Genomic DNA, 19,590 nt, shown 5'->3' on the forward strand with positions numbered 1-19,590 from the left:
TTAACCTCCCAAGATTTAAGTTACTAATATGTAACTAGATTAAGATAGCAAAAACTACCTTGATTATAAATATACATAAAATAAAAAAAATTGTCAATAAATATGACAAAATAGATATTAGTAAAAATCTTGGGTAATTACTAATATCCACTAACCATTATATATATATATATATATATATACAAGTGTTTTCTATAAAATTAATGTAAAATTCTTTTTTGTAAAAATACTTTTTCAATTTTACTTTTATCAAAAACTTTATCTAAAAAATTCAACAATTTTTCTTTTTTAAATGTCCATGGGTCAAACTGCTTAACCGCATTTCTACAACGTACACTATCAATTGAAATATAATTATTATAATCAGTAAAACTATCATTTTTAATAGTAGTATCAAAACTACCACCAAAAAGCATAGTACGACCAAAAGTATCAATCTTTTTCTTAAAAAACATTGAATTTATTGCTTTAATTGAAGCGTCAATTAAACGTTGATACAACATTACTTTTTGACCTTTAATAACCTTAGGTCAAGTACAATTACGAGAAAAAGCATATGCACGAACACCTAAATCAAACATATTTTGAGATTTCATATTATTTTGAACTTTAACAACATATTTTGCTAAATACTTAACTACATTTTCATTAGTACCTTTTTGAACAACTCTTACATCATTAATACCAAATGGTCATCATTGTGGCAACATACTTTTATGTATTTTTCTATTAAAAAGTATATGAAAATGAACTGCTCCACGTTTTTGATACTCATAAACATAAAGGTATTTTAATTCACCTAAATATTTTGCACGTTTAGGATTATTTCATCACTTTTTCAAACGCTTAAAAAATAAAGAAATATGATATTTTGCCAATTTAACATCTTTCATATTATCAGCATAAGTTAAAGTAACAAAACTTAAAACTTTACTATCATAAAAATTATGATAAGCACGATGAATAAGACTAGTTTTAGTACGAATAGTACTATTTCTCAATTTCTTATCATTAATTCCTAAATTTTTAATACCTTGACCATTACGTTTATTACTTAAAATTGCTTCCATAGGTAAAACTACATTTTTAACATAACAACCATAAAATGTTTTTTTAATATAAAAATTTTCTTCCATATATAAAACTCCCAAGATTTATTATTAATTTTACATATTATTATCAATTAATATATTATCACAAAAAAATAAAAATTATTTAAAAATAAAAACTCGGGGTGAATTGTGTTACTTAATTGAATTGTGTTACTTAATTGAATTGTGTTACTTAATAGATTATATTAATTATATCATAATTTTTTGTTTTTTAAAGCATATGAAAGGAGATTTTTATGTGCAAGAAGAAAAAATAAAAATAAGAACAATTTTTAATGATGCAAAAGCATTAAGAGAAAAATTAGAAGAATATTTTAAGGAATGTAAAAAAACTGAAGAAGTGCCGACTAAAGTTGGTATGTTAGTTTATTTAGATATTACAGAAAATACTCTTTATAGTTGAAAACAAAAAAAGAGAAATACTTTTTTACAACAAATTAATTGAGCATATTTACAAATACGCCATATTAATACACAAAGGACATATTCCGTAATTAAATTTAATTAATTGTCAATAAAATTGTTTTAAAACTATTTAGTGTTATTGAATATAGAAATAAATATTTTTTGAAAAAATAGTTTAAAAAATGAGTTTACATTTTAAACAAAAAATTGTTAATAATATTTTTATATTAACTCGATAAAAATTTAAATTTTTAAAAAATATTTTTAATATTTTTTTTATTTTAATGGTTTTATTTTATTAAAAATTTCACAAAGTAAGTTAAATCTTAAGTACATAAGTCTAAATTTAGATTTTCTACATTTATTTACTAAAATTTTGAATCTTTTCAATCAAGCAAAGACATGTTCAACTTTAATTCTAATTTTAGATACAATCTTATTGTATTTTCTTTCTTGTTTAGTTAATTTTTTATTTTTAGTTCTTTTAATTGGTATTATTGTATTTTTATAAATATTTTGTATACCTTGATATCCTAAATCACCAATAATTATTGTTTTTTCTGAAAATTCAAGATTTGAATTTTTTAATATTTGAAAATCATGCACTTTACCATTATCAGCAAAAATATCAACAATTTTTTTATTAAAAAAACATATACAATTTGAAATTTTATAGAATACATTCAACTTTTACCAGAAAAATATTCTAACTGTAGTTTTTTTTAGTTGGTCTTTCAATTTCAATCTCAGTTGAATCAATTAAATAAAATTGAAATTCATTTGAATTTTCTTGTTTTTTATCAATTTTTAATTTATATCTTTCTTTTAAAAATTGGTAATCTTTGTGGTTACTAAGTTTATTTTCTACTCAAGTAATATTTCGAAAACAACTTGATGGGCTCATTTTAGATTTAATACTCATTTGAAAAAAGTATAATATTCTTTTCAGTATAATAAAGTCATCATTAATCTTTCTTCTACTGAAAGTTTATTTTTTCGACCTTTATTTTTTTCTAATTTTTCTATTTCAATTAATTTTTCTAACATTTCATTAAAATGAAAACGTTTTATACCAAAATATCTGTAAAATTCTTCATTTTTTAATTTTTTTAAATTTTCAAAAATCATTTTTATCAACACTTTTCTAAATTTATTGTTAATAACAAAATTATAAAATAAATTTTAAAATTATAATTGACTTTTAAAAAATTTAATTACGGAATATGTCTAAAGATATTTAAAAGCAAATGCAAATAATACTGCATGATATTTAGAAAGAGCGTTTGTGAAAGAATATCATTTATCTACAAAAATTGATATAAAAAGTAGTGATAATACAGCCCCTATAGCAATTAGTTTAGAAAATAAAGGTAAGAATAAATGTTAAGTAATTTTGGTTATTTATTAGATATTGCTAAAAGAATGTATTTAAAACAATCTTTAAATATTAATAAAATTAAACAATTAGGTAGTCGTAAATCTGGTAAAACATTTAGTGATATTGAATTCTTAGGTATTTTATTAATGTTAGATAATATTAATATTCATGCTTATTTAATTCGTAATATGTCAAAACAATTAAATGATAGTTGACAAGAATTAAAACAAATTATTAGAGCAACTTATCCTAGTATTAATTTTATTATTAGTGAAACTAAAAAAACTATTGAATTTAATGGTAGTAAAATAACTTGTAAATATTTACATTCACAAGATAATAGTAATGTTAAATTAACTGGATTAGCAAGTAATTATTTATATGATTATGTAATTATATGAAGTGATGAAAGATATGAAATTACTGAAAATGATTATCAAGATTTAAAAGATGCTATTCGTGGTGCAAATCAATTATTAGAAATTGAAAGTTGTAATCCTTGAAGTATTTTAAATGAATTTATTAAAAAAACTATAAATGCTTGTCCACAAAATGAAAAACAAATTATTAATGAATATGAACAATTTACTATTATTGATAATACTATTTATCATTATCAAAATTGAAAATTAAATACTCATTTAAAAGATAGTGATAAACAACAATTATTAGAAATAGAAACTCTTGACCCAATATCTGCGAGAGTAAGAAGTCATGGTTTAGTAGGTTATGAATCTGGTGGGATATATTCACATCTTATTCATAAAATTAGTAGATTATTACAACCAAGTTATAGATTTAGTGCTGGATTAGATTATGGGTTTAAAGATGATGCTTTAGCATGTATATTAATAGGTTTTGATTATAATTTTAAATTTGTTAATGTTATTGATTGTTTAAAAATAGAAAATAAGTTAGTACGTTATGATAATAAACAATTAGCAAGATTAGTAGTTGAGTTTTATATTAAATTAGCAAAAGAAAATAATTTGTTATATGAATATGGTTTAACTGTATATTGTGATTTTAGTAATTATACATTTATTGAAATGTTAAATGATACAGCAATTAAATATCAAGTTAATTCATGATTATATTTTAAAGATTGTGTGAAATTAAGACTTGAATTTAGAATAGGTAAGAATGTGGCTTTAATGGCATCAGAACGCTTAAATATTAGTATGAATGCACAAGCATTATTAGATGAATTTAGATTGGCTGTATGAGACCCTAAAAGTATTAAACAAATACCATTAGCGGGTAATGACCATTTACGTGATGCATTTGATTATGCAATTGAGCCATATATTAGAAATTTAAGTGCAGATATAAATCCTTATTTTGAAAGGAAGTAACATATGAATAATCATAATACTGAAATATTAACTCCTAGTTGATGTATGATAAATCTTCAAGAAATTATAGCAAATCATGCAAGTAAATTATTATGGGGTAATGGTTATACTTTAACAAGTGAACATGAAGAATATAAAAGAGCAATTGAAAAATTAAAAGAATGAAATAATTTTGATAGTTTATTTTATCAAGATTGTCATATTAAGTCTGGTTATGGTTATAGTATTGTTCAAATTGATAAAAGTAAAACTGGTAGAATAGCATTAAATTTTGCTCAACCATATGCTCAATCAAGAGTTGCAAGAGTATTAGAAACTGAATATAGTGCATCAACATGGTCAAGATTACAATATGATGACCAAAGTATTTATGTTAAAACCACATATACTCCAAATCAAATAATTAGATATTTTACTAGTGATTATGTTACTTTAGATGGTTTACAAGAAAAGATAAGTAAAGATTTACAACTACCATTAATAGAAAATCATAATTTAGGTATTATTCCAGTTAAATTTATGCAAAATTTACCTAAAAAGAATTTCTTTGGTGGAGTTATTGGTGATTATTATCCAGATATGACTCCAATTAAAAAATTACAAAAATTATTAAATAAAACATTTGAATCAATTGAACATGAACTTGAATATAATGTTACTCGTGTATTTTTAGATATTACTGAACAAGAAATAAATCAATCTAAAACTGCTTTTGATTTAAAAAAATTAATAGGTAAATTTATTTTACAAGCAAATTTAAGAAGTTTAGGAAGTACTAGTGGAACACCACCAATTGCTATTTTACAAGGTAGTCCAATATTAGATAAATATGCAGAATTTATACAATTTATTATTGATAAAGCATTTGAGGGTAGTGGATATAGTCCAGTAAATGATACTACAAGTCAAAAAACTGAAGCAGAAGTATTAATTACTAATTCAAGAGATATGGAAACAACAAGAATTAAAAGAACTTTAAATCAAAGCGATTGAAATGAAATATTTCAAAGATGTTTTATATTAATGGGTCTTGATGGTGATAAATCTAAATGAACATTTGAAATTAAAGAAAATACTATTACAGATAGATTAAAATCACTTGAAATTGATGAAGCAGAATTAGCATTAGATTTAACTAACAGAAAACGTATTATTGTTAAAAGATATGGTGTTAGTGAAGAAGAAGCAATGAACATTCTTAAAGAAAATAGAAGAATGAGAAAAGAAGAAATTGATTTTGATAATAAGTTAGTAAAAGATATTGATGGAGAAATTAAAAATGATACCGAAAATAAATCATCAATTAATTAAAACAGTTTGAAAATCAACTGGTGAAATTGAAAAAGATTTTACACAAAATAAAGATTTACAATTTCGTGTATGTCCTTTTACTATTATTTTAGGCGCTATAAATTCCACAGAAACTGGTTATAAACCACCAACTTCAATACCTAATGATTATACTAGTTTTAGTAAAATCTTTACTGGTAGAGAAGCAATACAAGCAGTTTGAGACCATTCTTATTATCCTATTCAAAATAAAGATAATCCAGATGAAGCATATAAACAATTACAAATTGGTGATGTATTTTATGGAAATATTTTAAGTGACCAATTAGGTATTACTTATTCAGCAACTCCAGCAAATAATGCTTTTATTCAAGAACAAGCAATTAAAAATGTAGTTATTAATATTCCAAATGAAAAAAAGAATTTTAATTTTATTAATAATATTGTTTCAAATTTATATAAGTTATATATGATTCCAGAAATTAATAAAGTTATAAATATTGATAAATCAATTAAAGTTGATAGACAATGATATATTCTTGAAGTTGCTAGTAAAACTTATAATAATGAAAATAAAGAATTAGCATATATTCAATGTACTTTTAGTAGTTTAAATGATAAATTAGCCCATAGTGGGTTAGCCATTAATCAATATGTACAATTGGGTGCGCCCGGCGACCCAGTAGCATTACCAGCATTAGATGAAAATAATAATATTGTTTTAGATAGTAATTATTTAACACCATTACCAGTTACTCATTGTCAAATATCTTTTTATGGTTCAGTAAAACCTATTTCAATAGCATTATGGGGTAGAGATATTGATAATAATCCTATTAATACTAAAAAACATAAATATCGACAATATCCAAGTAAATTATTATTTCCATGACAATATCAATGTTCAACTTATGACCCAGTAAGTTTTCAAGCATTACCAGAAACAAATTATGTATTAACTGTTCAAGGACAGAGTGTTATGGATAGTTATCAAGATTGACAAAAAGTAATTTCTCCAAATTATGATGATGGAGCAACTAAACATTATGAAGGACATTTAAGAACTAATGTTGAAAAAACTAAAAATACTAATAAAGTTGATGCATCAAATAGATTAGTAAATTATTGAGATAATAATTTTTTAAATGGTGCTGAAATAGAAGATTATAATTATGCAACTGCTGGTAATCCATATTTTCAATATTATAATAAAAATAATAAAAAATTTATTGGTAATACTCATTATAATATGAATAATAATAAATTTAAGCAATTAAATACTATTAATGCATTACATTATTTTATTTATAATCCTATTAGTGAAATACCGTTAACAGTTAGAGAAACTATTAAAATTAATCTTAATACTATACCTATATTTGGTTCATTTATGAATGCTTTTGTTGGTGGATTAGATATTGGAGCAAAGTTAAGTAGTAACTTGTTAATTCCACAATTTAATTACATAAATGGTTTAATATCTGCTGAATTATATACTTTTTATACAACATTATTATATAGTTCACAAAGTACTAATCCAGCATTAATTCCATTAGATGTATTTAGAAATGAAACACCAGATACTATTCAATCTGTATTAGGTACAGCAAGTCATATGACATCATTTACATTTAATTTAACAGATAGGATTAATTTACAAAATTTTAACATTAATGATGGAAGTATTTCTTCACAAGGAATTTATGATAGTGTAAATTTAGGTCAATTAAATGGTGCTGGTGGCAAAGATACAATTTCGTTATTACCAAAAGAAAATAGTTTAATTCCATTATTAAATGAACCTAAATTTACTAATACTAATATATTAAAATGAGCAATTGATATGATTGATATTAAAGTTGTAGGAAAAAGTAATTTTAAAATAACATTTTATTCAATGCCAGATAATAGAAATGGTGCTGTTAATGATAATTTTAGTATTTGAAGTGGTACTTATCAAACAGTTGGTAAAGCAAGTAATAATAGTAGATTAATTCAAAATACATTTATTTTAGCAAATAATACTTTTAAATTTGACCAACCATTTAATTATCCTCAAGCAATACAACCACCACCATTAATAGAAAGAGCGCATTCTATATTTATTGATTTAAGTAATCAAAATCAATATGGGATTAAAAATAATATTAGTAGAACATTAAAAGCATCACTTAGTGATGTTTATCAAATGAGACCAAATTGAAGAGAAAATCAAGAAAGCGGTAAATTTTTAAACTATATACATATTAATGTTAAAGATTATGGATATGAGAATATTGATAAATTTAAAGATGATTATGAAAGTATGACATTTAATTTTACTATTAATATGAATGCTAATTGAAATTTTTCTCCAGATAATCCAAGTTATACTAATTCAAAAAGTTGATTTACACCTATTAAAATAAATTTAAGTGATATTGGTAATTTTACTGATGGTCAAGGTTTAAATGCAAGTTTTCAAGATAATGATACTATTTATAATAATAATTCTGGTAATCACATAGATATGAATAATAATTGAATATTTAATATCAAGAATAATACTAGTTTACCAATTAGTCAAACTGCTACTTTAATGAACACAGAAAGATTAAATAAAATATAGACATATTCCGTAATTAAATTTAATTAATTGTCAATAAAATTGTTTTAAAACTATTTAGTGTTATTGAATATAGAAATAAATATTTTTTGAAAAAATAGTTTAAAAAATGAGTTTACATTTTAAACAAAAAATTGTTAATAATATTTTTATATTAACTCGATAAAAATTTAAATTTTAAAAAAATATTTTTAATATTTTTTTTATTTTAATGGTTTTATTTTATTAAAAATTTCACAAAGTAAGTTAAATCTTAAGTACATAAGTCTAAATTTAGATTTTCTACATTTATTTACTAAAATTTTGAATCTTTTCAATCAAGCAAAGACATGTTCAACTTTAATTCTAATTTTAGATACAATCTTATTGTATTTTCTTTCTTGTTTAGTTAATTTTTTATTTTTAGTTCTTTTAATTGGTATTATTGTATTTTTATAAATATTTTGTATACCTTGATATCCTAAATCACCAATAATTATTGTTTTTTCTGAAAATTCAAGATTTGAATTTTTTAATATTTGAAAATCATGCACTTTACCATTATCAGCAAAAATATCAATAATTTTTTTATTAAAAAAATCATATACAATTTGAAATTTTATAGAATACATTCAACTTTTACCAGAAAAATATTCTAACTGTAGTTTTTTTTAGTTGGTCTTTCAATTTCAATCTCAGTTGAATCAATTAAATAAAATTGAAATTCATTTGAATTTTCTTGTTTTTTATCAATTTTTAATTTATATCTTTCTTTTAAAAATTGGTAATCTTTGTGGTTACTAAGTTTATTTTCTACTCAAGTAATATTTCGAAAACAACTTGATGGGCTCATTTTAGATTTAATACTCATTTGAAAAAAAGTATAATATTCTTTTCAGTATAATAAAGTCATCATTAATCTTTCTTCTACTGAAAGTTTATTTTTTCGACCTTTATTTTTTTCTAATTTTTCTATTTCAATTAATTTTTCTAACATTTCATTAAAATGAAAACGTTTTATACCAAAATATCTGTAAAATTCTTCATTTTTTAATTTTTTTAAATTTTCAAAAATCATTTTTATCAACACTTTTCTAAATTTATTGTTAATAACAAAATTATAAAATAAATTTTAAAATTATTAATTGACTTTTAAAAAATTTAATTACGGAATATGTCTATTGAAAAAAAATATAAAATTTGATAACCTTTAATCATAAACATATAAGTTTTAAAAAACCTATTACTTTATTTAAAAGTAAATAGGTTTTTTTATTTAGAAATATATTAAAGGAGAAAATAAAGATGTTAGATTTTGCTAAATATTTTGATTTACAAAGTGATGGTGAATATTTTGATTCAATCATGAAAAATATAATTAAAGAAAATAGAAAAAATGAAAATGTAACTAATATTTCAGAAGAGGAATTAATATTAAAAGAAACTAATGATTTCAAAGAATTTAAATCACTAATTGAAAAAGAAATTAAAATGTTTATTTTTAATGATGTAAAAAAAACTCTACAAGAATGAAAATTAAAAAATTTTAAAAAAATTTATGCTCTTGAAGAAAGAGGTATAAAATATAGTCGTCAAAATTATCCAGATGAAGTATTTCAAACTCACTATGCTATTTATCAAAGAATTAATCAATATTTTAACAATGATTATAATACTTTGGTAATTTCTGAAATTTTAAAAAATTTAAAAGAATTAGAAAAAATCTATAAAGAACTTAATAAATTTGATGATGTTTTTACTGATAATTGTTTTTTATTAGAAGAACTATTACCAGAATTTCAAGAAAGTATAAGCAAAAATAGTATGAATGAAATGCAAAACAGAAAAAGAAATATTAAACAATTGGTAAAAGAAAATGAGCAAGAAAATGAAGAATGAGATATAACAGAAGAAGATGAAATTAAAGAATTAAAAAGTAACAATACTAATAGAAAAATTGCTCTTTATGAATTATTAAATAAAAAACTTGATGAAAAAAAGAAATTTAAATTTAAACCTTGAAATAATACTAAATGTAAACAAATTGATCAAGAAATTACAAAAATTAAAAAAGAATTACAAACTATTGAAGAACATGAAGAAAATGAAAACAATAAAGTTATTGAACAAATAATTACCGAAGTTAACCAACTACAAGTTCAACCTTCAATTAATACAGATGATGATATGAATAATTATTATGATGAACAAACAACTGTTCAAAAACAATCTTTAACTTTATAAAAAGTATTATATTAAATGTAAATAAAAAATTATAATCTAGTAATAGATTATAATTTTTTATTTTTTATATTTTTTGATAATTGAAAAACATTAAAATTTTTGATTTTAATATGAAAAATATATACTAATTAATTTCTAACATTGAAAAATCAAAATCTTCAGATGAAAAAACTCTGTTATTTCTAGACATATTCCGTAATTAAATTTTTTAAAAGTCAATTAATAATTTTAAAATTTATTTTATAATTTTGTTATTAACAATAAATTTAGAAAAGTGTTGATAAAAATGATTTTTGAAAATTTAAAAAAATTAAAAAATGAAGAATTTTACAGATATTTTGGTATAAAACGTTTTCATTTTAATGAAATGTTAGAAAAATTAATTGAAATAGAAAAATTAGAAAAAATAAAGGTCGAAAAAATAAACTTTCAGTAGAAGAAAGATTAATGATGACTTTATTATACTGAAAAGAATATTATACTTTTTTTCAAATGAGTATTAAATCTAAAATGAGCCCATCAAGTTGTTTTCGAAATATTACTTGAGTAGAAAATAAACTTAGTAACCACAAAGATTACCAATTTTTAAAAGAAAGATATAAATTAAAAATTGATAAAAAACAAGAAAATTCAAATGAATTTCAATTTTATTTAATTGATTCAACTGAGATTGAAATTGAAAGACCAACTAAAAAAACTACAGTTAGAATATTTTTCTGGTAAAAGTTGAATGTATTCTATAAAATTTCAAATTGTATATGATTTTTTTAATAAAAAAATTGTTGATATTTTTGCTGATAATGGTAAAGTGCATGATTTTCAAATATTAAAAAATTCAAATCTTGAATTTTCAGAAAAAACAATAATTATTGGTGATTTAGGATATCAAGGTATACAAAATATTTATAAAAATACAATAATACCAATTAAAAGAACTAAAAATAAAAAATTAACTAAACAAGAAAGAAAATACAATAAGATTGTATCTAAAATTAGAATTAAAGTTGAACATGTCTTTGCTTGATTGAAAAGATTCAAAATTTTAGTAAATAAATGTAGAAAATCTAAATTTAGACTTATGTACTTAAGATTTAACTTACTTTGTGAAATTTTTAATAAAATAAAACCATTAAAATAAAAAAAATATTAAAAATATTTTTTTAAAATTTAAATTTTTATCGAGTTAATATAAAAATATTATTAACAATTTTTTGTTTAAAATGTAAACTCATTTTTTAAACTATTTTTTCAAAAAATATTTATTTCTATATTCAATAACACTAAATAGTTTTAAAACAATTTTATTGACGGTCGTTGGTCCTTAATTACTGGACCATTTTTGATATAAAATTCTAAATTTTAATTTGTAAAATTGGTGGTTTTAGAAATTTAGAATGTATTCTATCATAATTATAAAACATAACATATTGATTTACATCATTTATAGCTTCATTGATGGATAAATATTGATTTGATCCTTTAGGTAGTCATTCTTGAGATAAATGAGAAAATCAGTTTTCAGATAATACATTACCACCAATATCATAAGGTTGTTTTTTGCTTAAAATTATTTGTTTATCCTCTGCTCATTTTGTGATATCCTGACAATAAAATTCGTTGGCGTTATCTGAATGTAAAATAACATTTTTTACTTGATTTCAAGAAAATTGTTTGTTGATTTTTTCAAGAGCAGGAAGAATTAAATCCTGATATGATTTATTAGGAGCAATATTATAACTAACAACATTATTTGAATAAAAATCAATAATTACAAAAAGATATAATCATCCTTCTTTAGTATTTATTTGTTTAGTGTCCATTGATCAAATTTGATTTGAAGAGGTTGTACTTTTATAATCTTTGTTTACTTTATCCATTGTAGGTATTCACTTATTTGGATTTTTTTTGTTTTTAGGATAGTTATTTTTAGTTTGTTTTAATCCTTGAATATTGTGTTCTTTCATAATTTTTCGCATTTGTTTTATTGATAATTCTATATTTAAAATGATATTTTTTTCTTGTTTTAATCACTCTTTAAAAGCTGAAAAAATTCTTAAATATCCATAAATTCTGCCTTTTCTTGTAGAATGAAATTCGATTAAAAGTTGGCATATTTTTTGATATTTATGATTGCATTTAATAATATGATTTTCTTCTTTTTTAATAGGTTTTTGTTTATTTTTTAAAAAGTAATATGTTGATCTGTTTAATTGAAGATATTGACATAGGTTTCTAATTGAATATTGATTTTTACAATCATCAATAATTTTAATTTTTTCTTTGATATTTAATTTGTTAATTACTAATGCTATTTGTTTAATTTTATCCATTAATAAAAATCCTTTCAGGTTAAAATTAGTGTTAATTATATAACACAATTGTTTTTAGAATACATTCAGGTTTTTTAAATTAATGGTCTAGTAAAAAGGGCTAAGTGGCAAGTGGCAAGTGGCGTGTTAAGATTAAGATACAATTGCATATTGAAGTCAAAATTATTCTCGTCTAACTTTATAATTTTAAGACAAATTTGAATATTATTGACAACATCGGTATGCTCCCAAATAATTTTTAAAAAACTCTATAAAGCTACTCTTTAAATAATATTAAAATATTATTTAAAATACTCACTACGAATAATACTAAATATTTTACAATCACTAACTTTACCATCTTTAATAAAATTACTACGAGAAATTCCTTCAAACTTCATGCCAACACTTTCCATCGTTTTCGCTGAAGCAATATTCTCTTTAACACAACTACCTTCAATTCTAATACTATTAGTATTTTCAAATCCATACTTAATAGCAGTCAACAATGCCTCTTTGGCATAACCTTTACCCCACTCTTTTGGATTAAAAGCATAACCTATTTCCAAACATTTAGTATGAGCAAAATATCTAATAAAACCACAAGTACCAATCATCGTATTACTTTTATCATCTTTTAATTGCACTGCTCACATTAAAGAACTTAATTGTTTATATTCTTGTAATAAAGAATTAATAAAACCAATACTATCATTAATACTTTTATGAGCTTTTCACGGTACATATTTTGTCATATTTTCATTCTTCGCATAATTAAATGATGCTTGTGCATCATTTAAAGTAATAGGTCGTAGTTTTAAACGTTGACTTTCTAAAACTGGGATAGCAGGTAAACGATCAATATCATTCATAATTTTCTCCTTTAAATATTTTTAAACATACTTATTATATATTTTCATAATTTTTTCAACACTTGGCAATAGTTTATTAACCTGACTAACACTATAAGTAACTTCCATATTTCTAACAACACCATGTGAAACAAAAAAAGTATTTAAATAATATGTACCATAATAATATTTAATTGCTTTTAAACTTCCACCAGCTGTTAAACCTGTTGCAACAAAACGGACATTTTCATCTTTTACTAAATCTTTAGCAAAATAATATTTATTATATGATAATTTATATTTTTTAATAGCAATATCTTCAATATTAATACGAATTTTAGTATCTTCATCAGTGGGTCATATTGTTTGATAGGAAATTAGCTTAGTTTTAATATTGCCACCAGCACTTAATGCTAATGCTGCCATTAATGCTCCTTCAAGAGCACCACCAATACCATAAACAAAATCTGCTTCCTTATTAATAACATCAATAGCAGCAAGCACATCACCATCACCGATTAAACGAACAATAATACCTAAATCATGCAACTTTTCAATTATTTTTTGATGTCTTGGTTTATCTAAAATAATACCAATTAAATCATTATGTTTTTTCATCTTTTGCATAGTTTTAATATTAGTAATAAAATCATCTTCATTAGACATATTCCGTAATTAAATTTTTTAAAAGTCAATTAATAATTTTAAAATTTATTTTATAATTTTGTTATTAACAATAAATTTAGAAAAGTGTTGATAAAAATGATTTTTGAAAATTTAAAAAAATTAAAAAATGAAGAATTTTACAGATATTTTGGTATAAAACGTTTTCATTTTAATGAAATGTTAGAAAAATTAATTGAAATAGAAAAATTAGAAAAAAATAAAGGTCGAAAAAATAAACTTTCAGTAGAAGAAAGATTAATGATGACTTTATTATACTGAAAAGAATATTATACTTTTTTTCAAATGAGTATTAAATCTAAAATGAGCCCATCAAGTTGTTTTCGAAATATTACTTGAGTAGAAAATAAACTTAGTAACCACAAAGATTACCAATTTTTAAAAGAAAGATATAAATTAAAAATTGATAAAAAACAAGAAAATTCAAATGAATTTCAATTTTATTTAATTGATTCAACTGAGGCCACTTGCCACTTGCCACTTAGCCCTTTTTACTAGACCATTAATTTAAAAAACCTGAATGTATTCTAAAAACAATTGTGTTATATAATTAACACTAATTTTAACCTGAAAGGATTTTTATTAATGGATAAAATTAAACAAATAGCATTAGTAATTAACAAATTAAATATCAAAGAAAAAATTAAAATTATTGATGATTGTAAAAATCAATATTCAATTAGAAACCTATGTCAATATCTTCAATTAAACAGATCAACATATTACTTTTTAAAAAATAAACAAAAACCTATTAAAAAAGAAGAAAATCATATTATTAAATGCAATCATAAATATCAAAAAATATGCCAACTTTTAATCGAATTTCATTCTACAAGAAAAGGCAGAATTTATGGATATTTAAGAATTTTTTCAGCTTTTAAAGAGTGATTAAAACAAGAAAAAAATATCATTTTAAATATAGAATTATCAATAAAACAAATGCGAAAAATTATGAAAGAACACAATATTCAAGGATTAAAACAAACTAAAAATAACTATCCTAAAAACAAAAAAAATCCAAATAAGTGAATACCTACAATGGATAAAGTAAACAAAGATTATAAAAGTACAACCTCTTCAAATCAAATTTGATCAATGGACACTAAACAAATAAATACTAAAGAAGGATGATTATATCTTTTTGTAATTATTGATTTTTATTCAAATAATGTTGTTAGTTATAATATTGCTCCTAATAAATCATATCAGGATTTAATTCTTCCTGCTCTTGAAAAAATCAACAAACAATTTTCTTGAAATCAAGTAAAAAATGTTATTTTACATTCAGATAACGCCAACGAATTTTATTGTCAGGATATCACAAAATGAGCAGAGGATAAACAAATAATTTTAAGCAAAAAACAACCTTATGATATTGGTGGTAATGTATTATCTGAAAACTGATTTTCTCATTTATCTCAAGAATGACTACCTAAAGGATCAAATCAATATTTATCCATCAATGAAGCTATAAATGATGTAAATCAATATGTTATGTTTTATAATTATGAAAGAATACATTCTAAATTTCTAAAACCACCAATTTTACAAATTAAAATTTAGAATTTTATATCAAAAATGGTCCAGTAATTAAGGGCCAACCACCATTTAGTAGTGTAATTTTTTTCAAAATAGTTTATTTTTTTATAACTTTTTTTGGGAAATTTTTACTCGATATTGACACAATGTTAAAAATAGAAGTATTTCAAAATTTATATAAAAAACTTAATTATTAAACATCTTTCTTCATTAATTTTACAAAATTTGTAAATTATAAATTCAAATCATAAAATAAAAAATTACAAAATAAGTAAATAATATTTTAAATTCCAGATAATTTAATTATCTGGAAAATATGCATTATTTATAAGTTTAAAACTTTTGATTATATATTATTTGTAAATACTATCTTTTGTTCAGAAAGTACTAGACCAACTGATACTTCTTGATTTATTGATTCAACATCTGCTATTTGTAATACATTATTAGAATTTCCTATCAAACAATCTGAATTTATCGAATTTAATGTTATATCTAAAATATTAGATATTTCTTTTACCATTTTATATACAAAATCATTTTCTTTAAGAAATTCGCTAGTTTGTTGAGTTTCATAATCACTTATTTTTATACTTTGCTGTTTTTTATTTAAATCAAGAAATTCATTAAATTCAAAAAATAAATGTTGTAATTGTTGTAATTGATCTTTTTGTTGATAAATTTTTTCATATAATAAATCTAAATTTTTAATATAATTTTTAATATTATTGTTTTGTACTCTAAATTTTATAAACATAAATTTATAATCTTTTTTATTTTTTTGTTCAAAATTATTAACTATTTTTTTACATATTTTTTGATTTAAATTATATTTTTTTTGATAATCATACATTAATGGAATAAACTTTTTAGGAATTTTAATTAATGTTGTAAAATCAATTAAAAACAAAAGATTTTGAGAACTATCATTTTCACTAATACATAATAAAGCAAATTTTTTGTTTTCATTAAAAAGAAAATTCTTTTTATTATTTTTTGCTATTTTATTTTGTAATTTTTTAAAAATCATTTGTTCTTCTTCATTACAATCTTCAAATAATAGTAATGGATTAAAATAAAGGTTTTTTGCTATTTTTTGATTCTTCCCTTTATTTAAACTATCATCTTTAATAAAAATTAAATAAGAATATGGACCTTTATATTCTTGTAAAAAATTATAATAATTAAGAGTCATTTTTACTATTGATCCTGATTCTAATTTTAATTCTTCAAAATCAAATAATTTGCATTTACCATTATTTTCATTATTGATATCAATAGTGATATCACTAGAAGTTGATGGTTGTAATTCTTGTTGAGCATTACTTTCTTTATAGTTATTAAACTGTTTTATACTTTTTAAAAGTTCACCATATTTATTTTTTCCAAAAAAAGTAGTGAAATTCTTGATAATAATTTTAAGTGCAGCATCATAATCAGCAACTATTGATATAGAATTTTCAATTTTAGAGTTTTTAATAAAAAAATATTCACCTAAAAATTTATCTATTTGTTCTTTTATTGTAATGAAAAACTTAAAATCTTCTTTTATTTTTTCATTAAAATTTTTAAATTCATTAAATAAATTAATAATATCATTACTCTTTTTGGTTATATTCAATTTATTTTCAGTAAAACAACTATTCATTTTATTATTAATTTCACTTAATTTATCCCTTATTTCTTTTATATTTTTTTCAATTTTATCTTTAATTTTTTTTATATCAATTTCTAACTTTAATTGTTCTTTCGTTAGTAATATTATTTCTTTTTTTTGGTTTTTAATACTACTTTCATTTTCCAAAATTTGTTTTTTATAACTTGAAATTTTTGTTTCTAAAATTTGAATTCTTTCTTTTGCATTTTTAACTTTATTATTATAATCGATTCATAATGCATCTCAATGCTTTTGTATGTTTGCATCACTTGAATTAACTTCAATTAAGGTTGATACTACTTCAACATATTTTATTTTTGTTCTCATAGTAGCTTGGAAATCTTCAATATTTTTTTGAGTTTCTTGAAAAGTATCTTTATCTATCTTTGTGATTTTTTCTTTAAACTCTTCTTTATCTTTTTGCAAAGCTTTAATTTCTTTTCTTATTATTTTTAATTCTTTTTGATCTTTTGCTATTTTTTCATCCAATGTTTGATTTCTAAGTTGATTATTAGTGCTACTTTTTGTTAAATCTTCAATATGACTTTTTAAGTTTTTTAAATCATCTTCTTTATAAGCTAAATCCTTTTCATATTTACTATTTTCTAATTCTTCTTCTGATAAAATATCTTGATATCTTTGTTTATAATTACGTTGTTCCTCAACACTTTCATTTATGAAAAATGTGAATTCTTTTTTAAAAATTTCTAAATTTTCTTTAAATTTTCTAATCTTATTTTCAATATCACTTATTGAAACATTTGTTGTCGCTATCTCTAGAATAATTTTAAACCTCTCTTTCTTTTCTTTCAAAAATAAAAAACCACTTGCTTTAAAACTAAAGCAATGGCCAAACACTTTTATTTTTGTAATTACATTTTATAGAAATTATAATTATAGTTAAGGAATATACTTATTTATAGGACATATTCCGTAATTAAATTTAATTAATTGTCAATAAAATTGTTTTAAAACTATTTAGTGTTATTGAATATAGAAATAAATATTTTTTGAAAAAATAGTTTAAAAAATGAGTTTACATTTTAAACAAAAAATTGTTAATAATATTTTTATATTAACTCGATAAAAATTTAAATTTTAAAAAAATATTTTTAATATTTTTTTTATTTTAATGGTTTTATTTTATTAAAAATTTCACAAAGTAAGTTAAATCTTAAGTACATAAGTCTAAATTTAGATTTTCTACATTTATTTACTAAAATTTTGAATCTTTTCAATCAAGCAAAGACATGTTCAACTTTAATTCTAATTTTAGATACAATCTTATTGTATTTTCTTTCTTGTTTAGTTAATTTTTTATTTTTAGTTCTTTTAATTGGTATTATTGTATTTTTATAAATATTTTGTATACCTTGATATCCTAAATCACCAATAATTATTGTTTTTTCTGAAAATTCAAGATTTGAATTTTTTAATATTTGAAAATCATGCACTTTACCATTATCAGCAAAAATATCAACAATTTTTTTATTAAAAAAATCATATACAATTTGAAATTTTATAGAATACATTCAACTTTTACCAGAAAAATATTCTAACTGTAGTTTTTTTTAGTTGGTCTTTCAATTTCAATCTCAGTTGAATCAATTAAATAAAATTGAAATTCATTTGAATTTTCTTGTTTTTTATCAATTTTTAATTTATATCTTTCTTTTAAAAATTGGTAATCTTTGTGGTTACTAAGTTTATTTTCTACTCAAGTAATATTTCGAAAACAACTTGATGGGCTCATTTTAGATTTAATACTCATTTGAAAAAAAGTATAATATTCTTTTCAGTATAATAAAGTCATCATTAATCTTTCTTCTACTGAAAGTTTATTTTTTCGACCTTTATTTTTTTCTAATTTTTCTATTTCAATTAATTTTTCTAACATTTCATTAAAATGAAAACGTTTTATACCAAAATATCTGTAAAATTCTTCATTTTTTAATTTTTTTAAATTTTCAAAAATCATTTTTATCAACACTTTTCTAAATTTATTGTTAATAACAAAATTATAAAATAAATTTTAAAATTATTAATTAATTGACTTTTAAAAAATTTAATTATGGAATATGTCTATACTATTGAATATAATAAAGAAATTTTTATCTTTGATTCTTATTATTTTTAATGTTAAAATTATTCAAATTAAATATGTAAAATGCCTTTTATATAT

22 protein-coding genes are annotated in these 19,590 nt (G+C 20.9%); 10 read left to right on the forward strand and 12 right to left on the reverse strand.

Annotated features, from left to right (window positions below; all coding sequences use genetic code 4):
• Positions 1–200 precede the first annotated feature (200 nt).
• Positions 201–1,136, reverse strand: coding sequence for a rolling circle replication-associated protein (locus tag AAHM89_RS00730; protein ID WP_342266646.1), 936 nt, complete (start codon positions 1,134–1,136; stop codon positions 201–203).
• Between the two features lie 214 nt (positions 1,137–1,350).
• Here AAHM89_RS00730 and AAHM89_RS00735 point away from each other — a divergent pair, with 214 nt between their 5' ends.
• Positions 1,351–1,620 carry a terminase small subunit gene (locus tag AAHM89_RS00735; RefSeq protein WP_342266647.1) on the forward strand — a complete coding sequence of 90 codons (270 nt, stop codon included), beginning with the start codon at positions 1,351–1,353 and terminating at the stop codon, positions 1,618–1,620.
• A 173-nt stretch (positions 1,621–1,793) separates the two neighbouring features.
• Here AAHM89_RS00735 and AAHM89_RS00740 read toward each other — a convergent pair whose 3' ends face one another.
• The 3 genes from AAHM89_RS00740 to AAHM89_RS00750 are packed head-to-tail and all read right to left on the reverse strand — an operon-like array spanning position 1,794 to position 2,645.
• Positions 1,794–2,204, reverse strand: coding sequence for a transposase family protein (locus AAHM89_RS00740; protein WP_342266573.1), 411 nt, complete (start codon positions 2,202–2,204; stop codon positions 1,794–1,796).
• 19 nt (positions 2,205–2,223) lie between these two features.
• Positions 2,224–2,439, reverse strand: a complete 216-nt coding sequence (locus AAHM89_RS00745) for a hypothetical protein (RefSeq protein ID WP_339047170.1) — start codon at positions 2,437–2,439, stop codon at positions 2,224–2,226.
• On the reverse strand, positions 2,382–2,645 hold the full coding sequence (locus AAHM89_RS00750) for a hypothetical protein (protein WP_342265907.1): 264 nt from the start codon (positions 2,643–2,645) through the stop codon (positions 2,382–2,384). The genes AAHM89_RS00745 and AAHM89_RS00750 overlap by 58 nt, the downstream gene beginning before the upstream one ends.
• A 252-nt stretch (positions 2,646–2,897) precedes the next feature.
• Between AAHM89_RS00750 and AAHM89_RS00755 the strand changes: the two genes are divergently transcribed.
• The 3 genes from AAHM89_RS00755 to AAHM89_RS00765 are packed head-to-tail and all read left to right on the forward strand — an operon-like array spanning position 2,898 to position 8,148.
• Positions 2,898–4,250, forward strand: a complete 1,353-nt coding sequence (locus AAHM89_RS00755; protein WP_342266648.1) for a phage terminase large subunit — start codon at positions 2,898–2,900, stop codon at positions 4,248–4,250.
• A 3-nt stretch (positions 4,251–4,253) separates the two neighbouring features.
• Positions 4,254–5,561 (forward strand): hypothetical protein, encoded by a 1,308-nt coding sequence (locus tag AAHM89_RS00760; protein WP_342266649.1) that lies wholly within the window; start codon positions 4,254–4,256, stop codon positions 5,559–5,561.
• Complete coding sequence (locus AAHM89_RS00765; RefSeq protein ID WP_342266650.1) at positions 5,530–8,148, forward strand: hypothetical protein; 2,619 nt, start codon at positions 5,530–5,532, stop codon at positions 8,146–8,148. Before AAHM89_RS00760 ends, AAHM89_RS00765 begins: the two co-directional genes overlap by 32 nt.
• A gap of 200 nt (positions 8,149–8,348) precedes the next feature.
• Here AAHM89_RS00765 and AAHM89_RS00770 read toward each other — a convergent pair whose 3' ends face one another.
• Positions 8,349–8,756: a transposase family protein gene (locus AAHM89_RS00770; protein WP_342266651.1), complete on the reverse strand. Its 408-nt coding sequence runs from the start codon at positions 8,754–8,756 to the stop codon at positions 8,349–8,351.
• A gap of 23 nt (positions 8,757–8,779) precedes the next feature.
• Positions 8,780–9,202, reverse strand: a complete 423-nt coding sequence (locus AAHM89_RS00775) for a transposase family protein (RefSeq protein WP_339045912.1) — start codon at positions 9,200–9,202, stop codon at positions 8,780–8,782.
• Between the two features lie 227 nt (positions 9,203–9,429).
• Here AAHM89_RS00775 and AAHM89_RS00780 point away from each other — a divergent pair, with 227 nt between their 5' ends.
• The 4 genes from AAHM89_RS00780 to AAHM89_RS00795 all read left to right on the forward strand — a co-directional run bounded on the left by AAHM89_RS00780 (position 9,430) and on the right by AAHM89_RS00795 (position 11,506).
• The gene (locus AAHM89_RS00780) at positions 9,430–10,368 is read left to right on the forward strand and encodes a hypothetical protein (RefSeq protein WP_342266652.1); all 939 of its coding nucleotides are present in this window, start codon (positions 9,430–9,432) and stop codon (positions 10,366–10,368) included.
• 286 nt (positions 10,369–10,654) lie between these two features.
• Entirely contained in the window at positions 10,655–10,804 is a 150-nt protein-coding gene (locus tag AAHM89_RS00785) for a hypothetical protein (protein WP_339047194.1), read from the forward strand.
• A gap of 11 nt (positions 10,805–10,815) precedes the next feature.
• The gene (locus AAHM89_RS00790; protein ID WP_342266653.1) at positions 10,816–11,091 is read left to right on the forward strand and encodes a hypothetical protein; all 276 of its coding nucleotides are present in this window, start codon (positions 10,816–10,818) and stop codon (positions 11,089–11,091) included.
• A 7-nt stretch (positions 11,092–11,098) separates the two neighbouring features.
• Positions 11,099–11,506 (forward strand): transposase family protein, encoded by a 408-nt coding sequence (locus AAHM89_RS00795; RefSeq protein ID WP_339045908.1) that lies wholly within the window; start codon positions 11,099–11,101, stop codon positions 11,504–11,506.
• 214 nt (positions 11,507–11,720) lie between these two features.
• On the opposite strand, the gene AAHM89_RS00800 is transcribed toward AAHM89_RS00795, so the two are convergent.
• The 3 genes from AAHM89_RS00800 to AAHM89_RS00810 all read right to left on the reverse strand — a co-directional run bounded on the left by AAHM89_RS00800 (position 11,721) and on the right by AAHM89_RS00810 (position 14,194).
• Complete coding sequence (locus tag AAHM89_RS00800) at positions 11,721–12,698, reverse strand: IS3 family transposase (protein WP_342266654.1); 978 nt, start codon at positions 12,696–12,698, stop codon at positions 11,721–11,723.
• Positions 12,699–12,979: 281 nt separating this feature from the next.
• Positions 12,980–13,549, reverse strand: coding sequence for a GNAT family protein (locus tag AAHM89_RS00805; RefSeq protein ID WP_342266655.1), 570 nt, complete (start codon positions 13,547–13,549; stop codon positions 12,980–12,982).
• 21 nt (positions 13,550–13,570) lie between these two features.
• Positions 13,571–14,194: a fructose-bisphosphatase class II gene (locus tag AAHM89_RS00810; RefSeq protein WP_342266656.1), complete on the reverse strand. Its 624-nt coding sequence runs from the start codon at positions 14,192–14,194 to the stop codon at positions 13,571–13,573.
• 96 nt (positions 14,195–14,290) lie between these two features.
• On the opposite strand from AAHM89_RS00810, the gene AAHM89_RS00815 reads away from it, so the two are divergent.
• Positions 14,291–14,710 carry a transposase family protein gene (locus tag AAHM89_RS00815; protein WP_342266657.1) on the forward strand — a complete coding sequence of 140 codons (420 nt, stop codon included), beginning with the start codon at positions 14,291–14,293 and terminating at the stop codon, positions 14,708–14,710.
• Positions 14,711–14,797: 87 nt separating this feature from the next.
• Positions 14,798–15,775 carry an IS3 family transposase gene (locus AAHM89_RS00820; protein WP_342265776.1) on the forward strand — a complete coding sequence of 326 codons (978 nt, stop codon included), beginning with the start codon at positions 14,798–14,800 and terminating at the stop codon, positions 15,773–15,775.
• Between the two features lie 322 nt (positions 15,776–16,097).
• On the opposite strand, the gene AAHM89_RS00825 is transcribed toward AAHM89_RS00820, so the two are convergent.
• The 3 genes from AAHM89_RS00825 to AAHM89_RS00835 form a co-directional block, all read right to left on the reverse strand.
• Positions 16,098–18,221: a hypothetical protein gene (locus AAHM89_RS00825; RefSeq protein ID WP_342266658.1), complete on the reverse strand. Its 2,124-nt coding sequence runs from the start codon at positions 18,219–18,221 to the stop codon at positions 16,098–16,100.
• Between the two features lie 311 nt (positions 18,222–18,532).
• On the reverse strand, positions 18,533–18,940 hold the full coding sequence (locus AAHM89_RS00830; RefSeq protein ID WP_339045908.1) for a transposase family protein: 408 nt from the start codon (positions 18,938–18,940) through the stop codon (positions 18,533–18,535).
• Positions 18,941–18,963: 23 nt separating this feature from the next.
• The gene (locus AAHM89_RS00835; RefSeq protein ID WP_339045912.1) at positions 18,964–19,386 is read right to left on the reverse strand and encodes a transposase family protein; all 423 of its coding nucleotides are present in this window, start codon (positions 19,384–19,386) and stop codon (positions 18,964–18,966) included.
• Between the last annotated feature and the right edge of the window lie 204 nt (positions 19,387–19,590).

It is taken from the genome of Spiroplasma endosymbiont of Villa modesta, from assembly GCF_964030925.1.
In the GTDB taxonomy this organism is placed as follows: Bacteria; Bacillota_I; Bacilli_A; order Mycoplasmatales; family VBWQ01; genus Spiroplasma_E.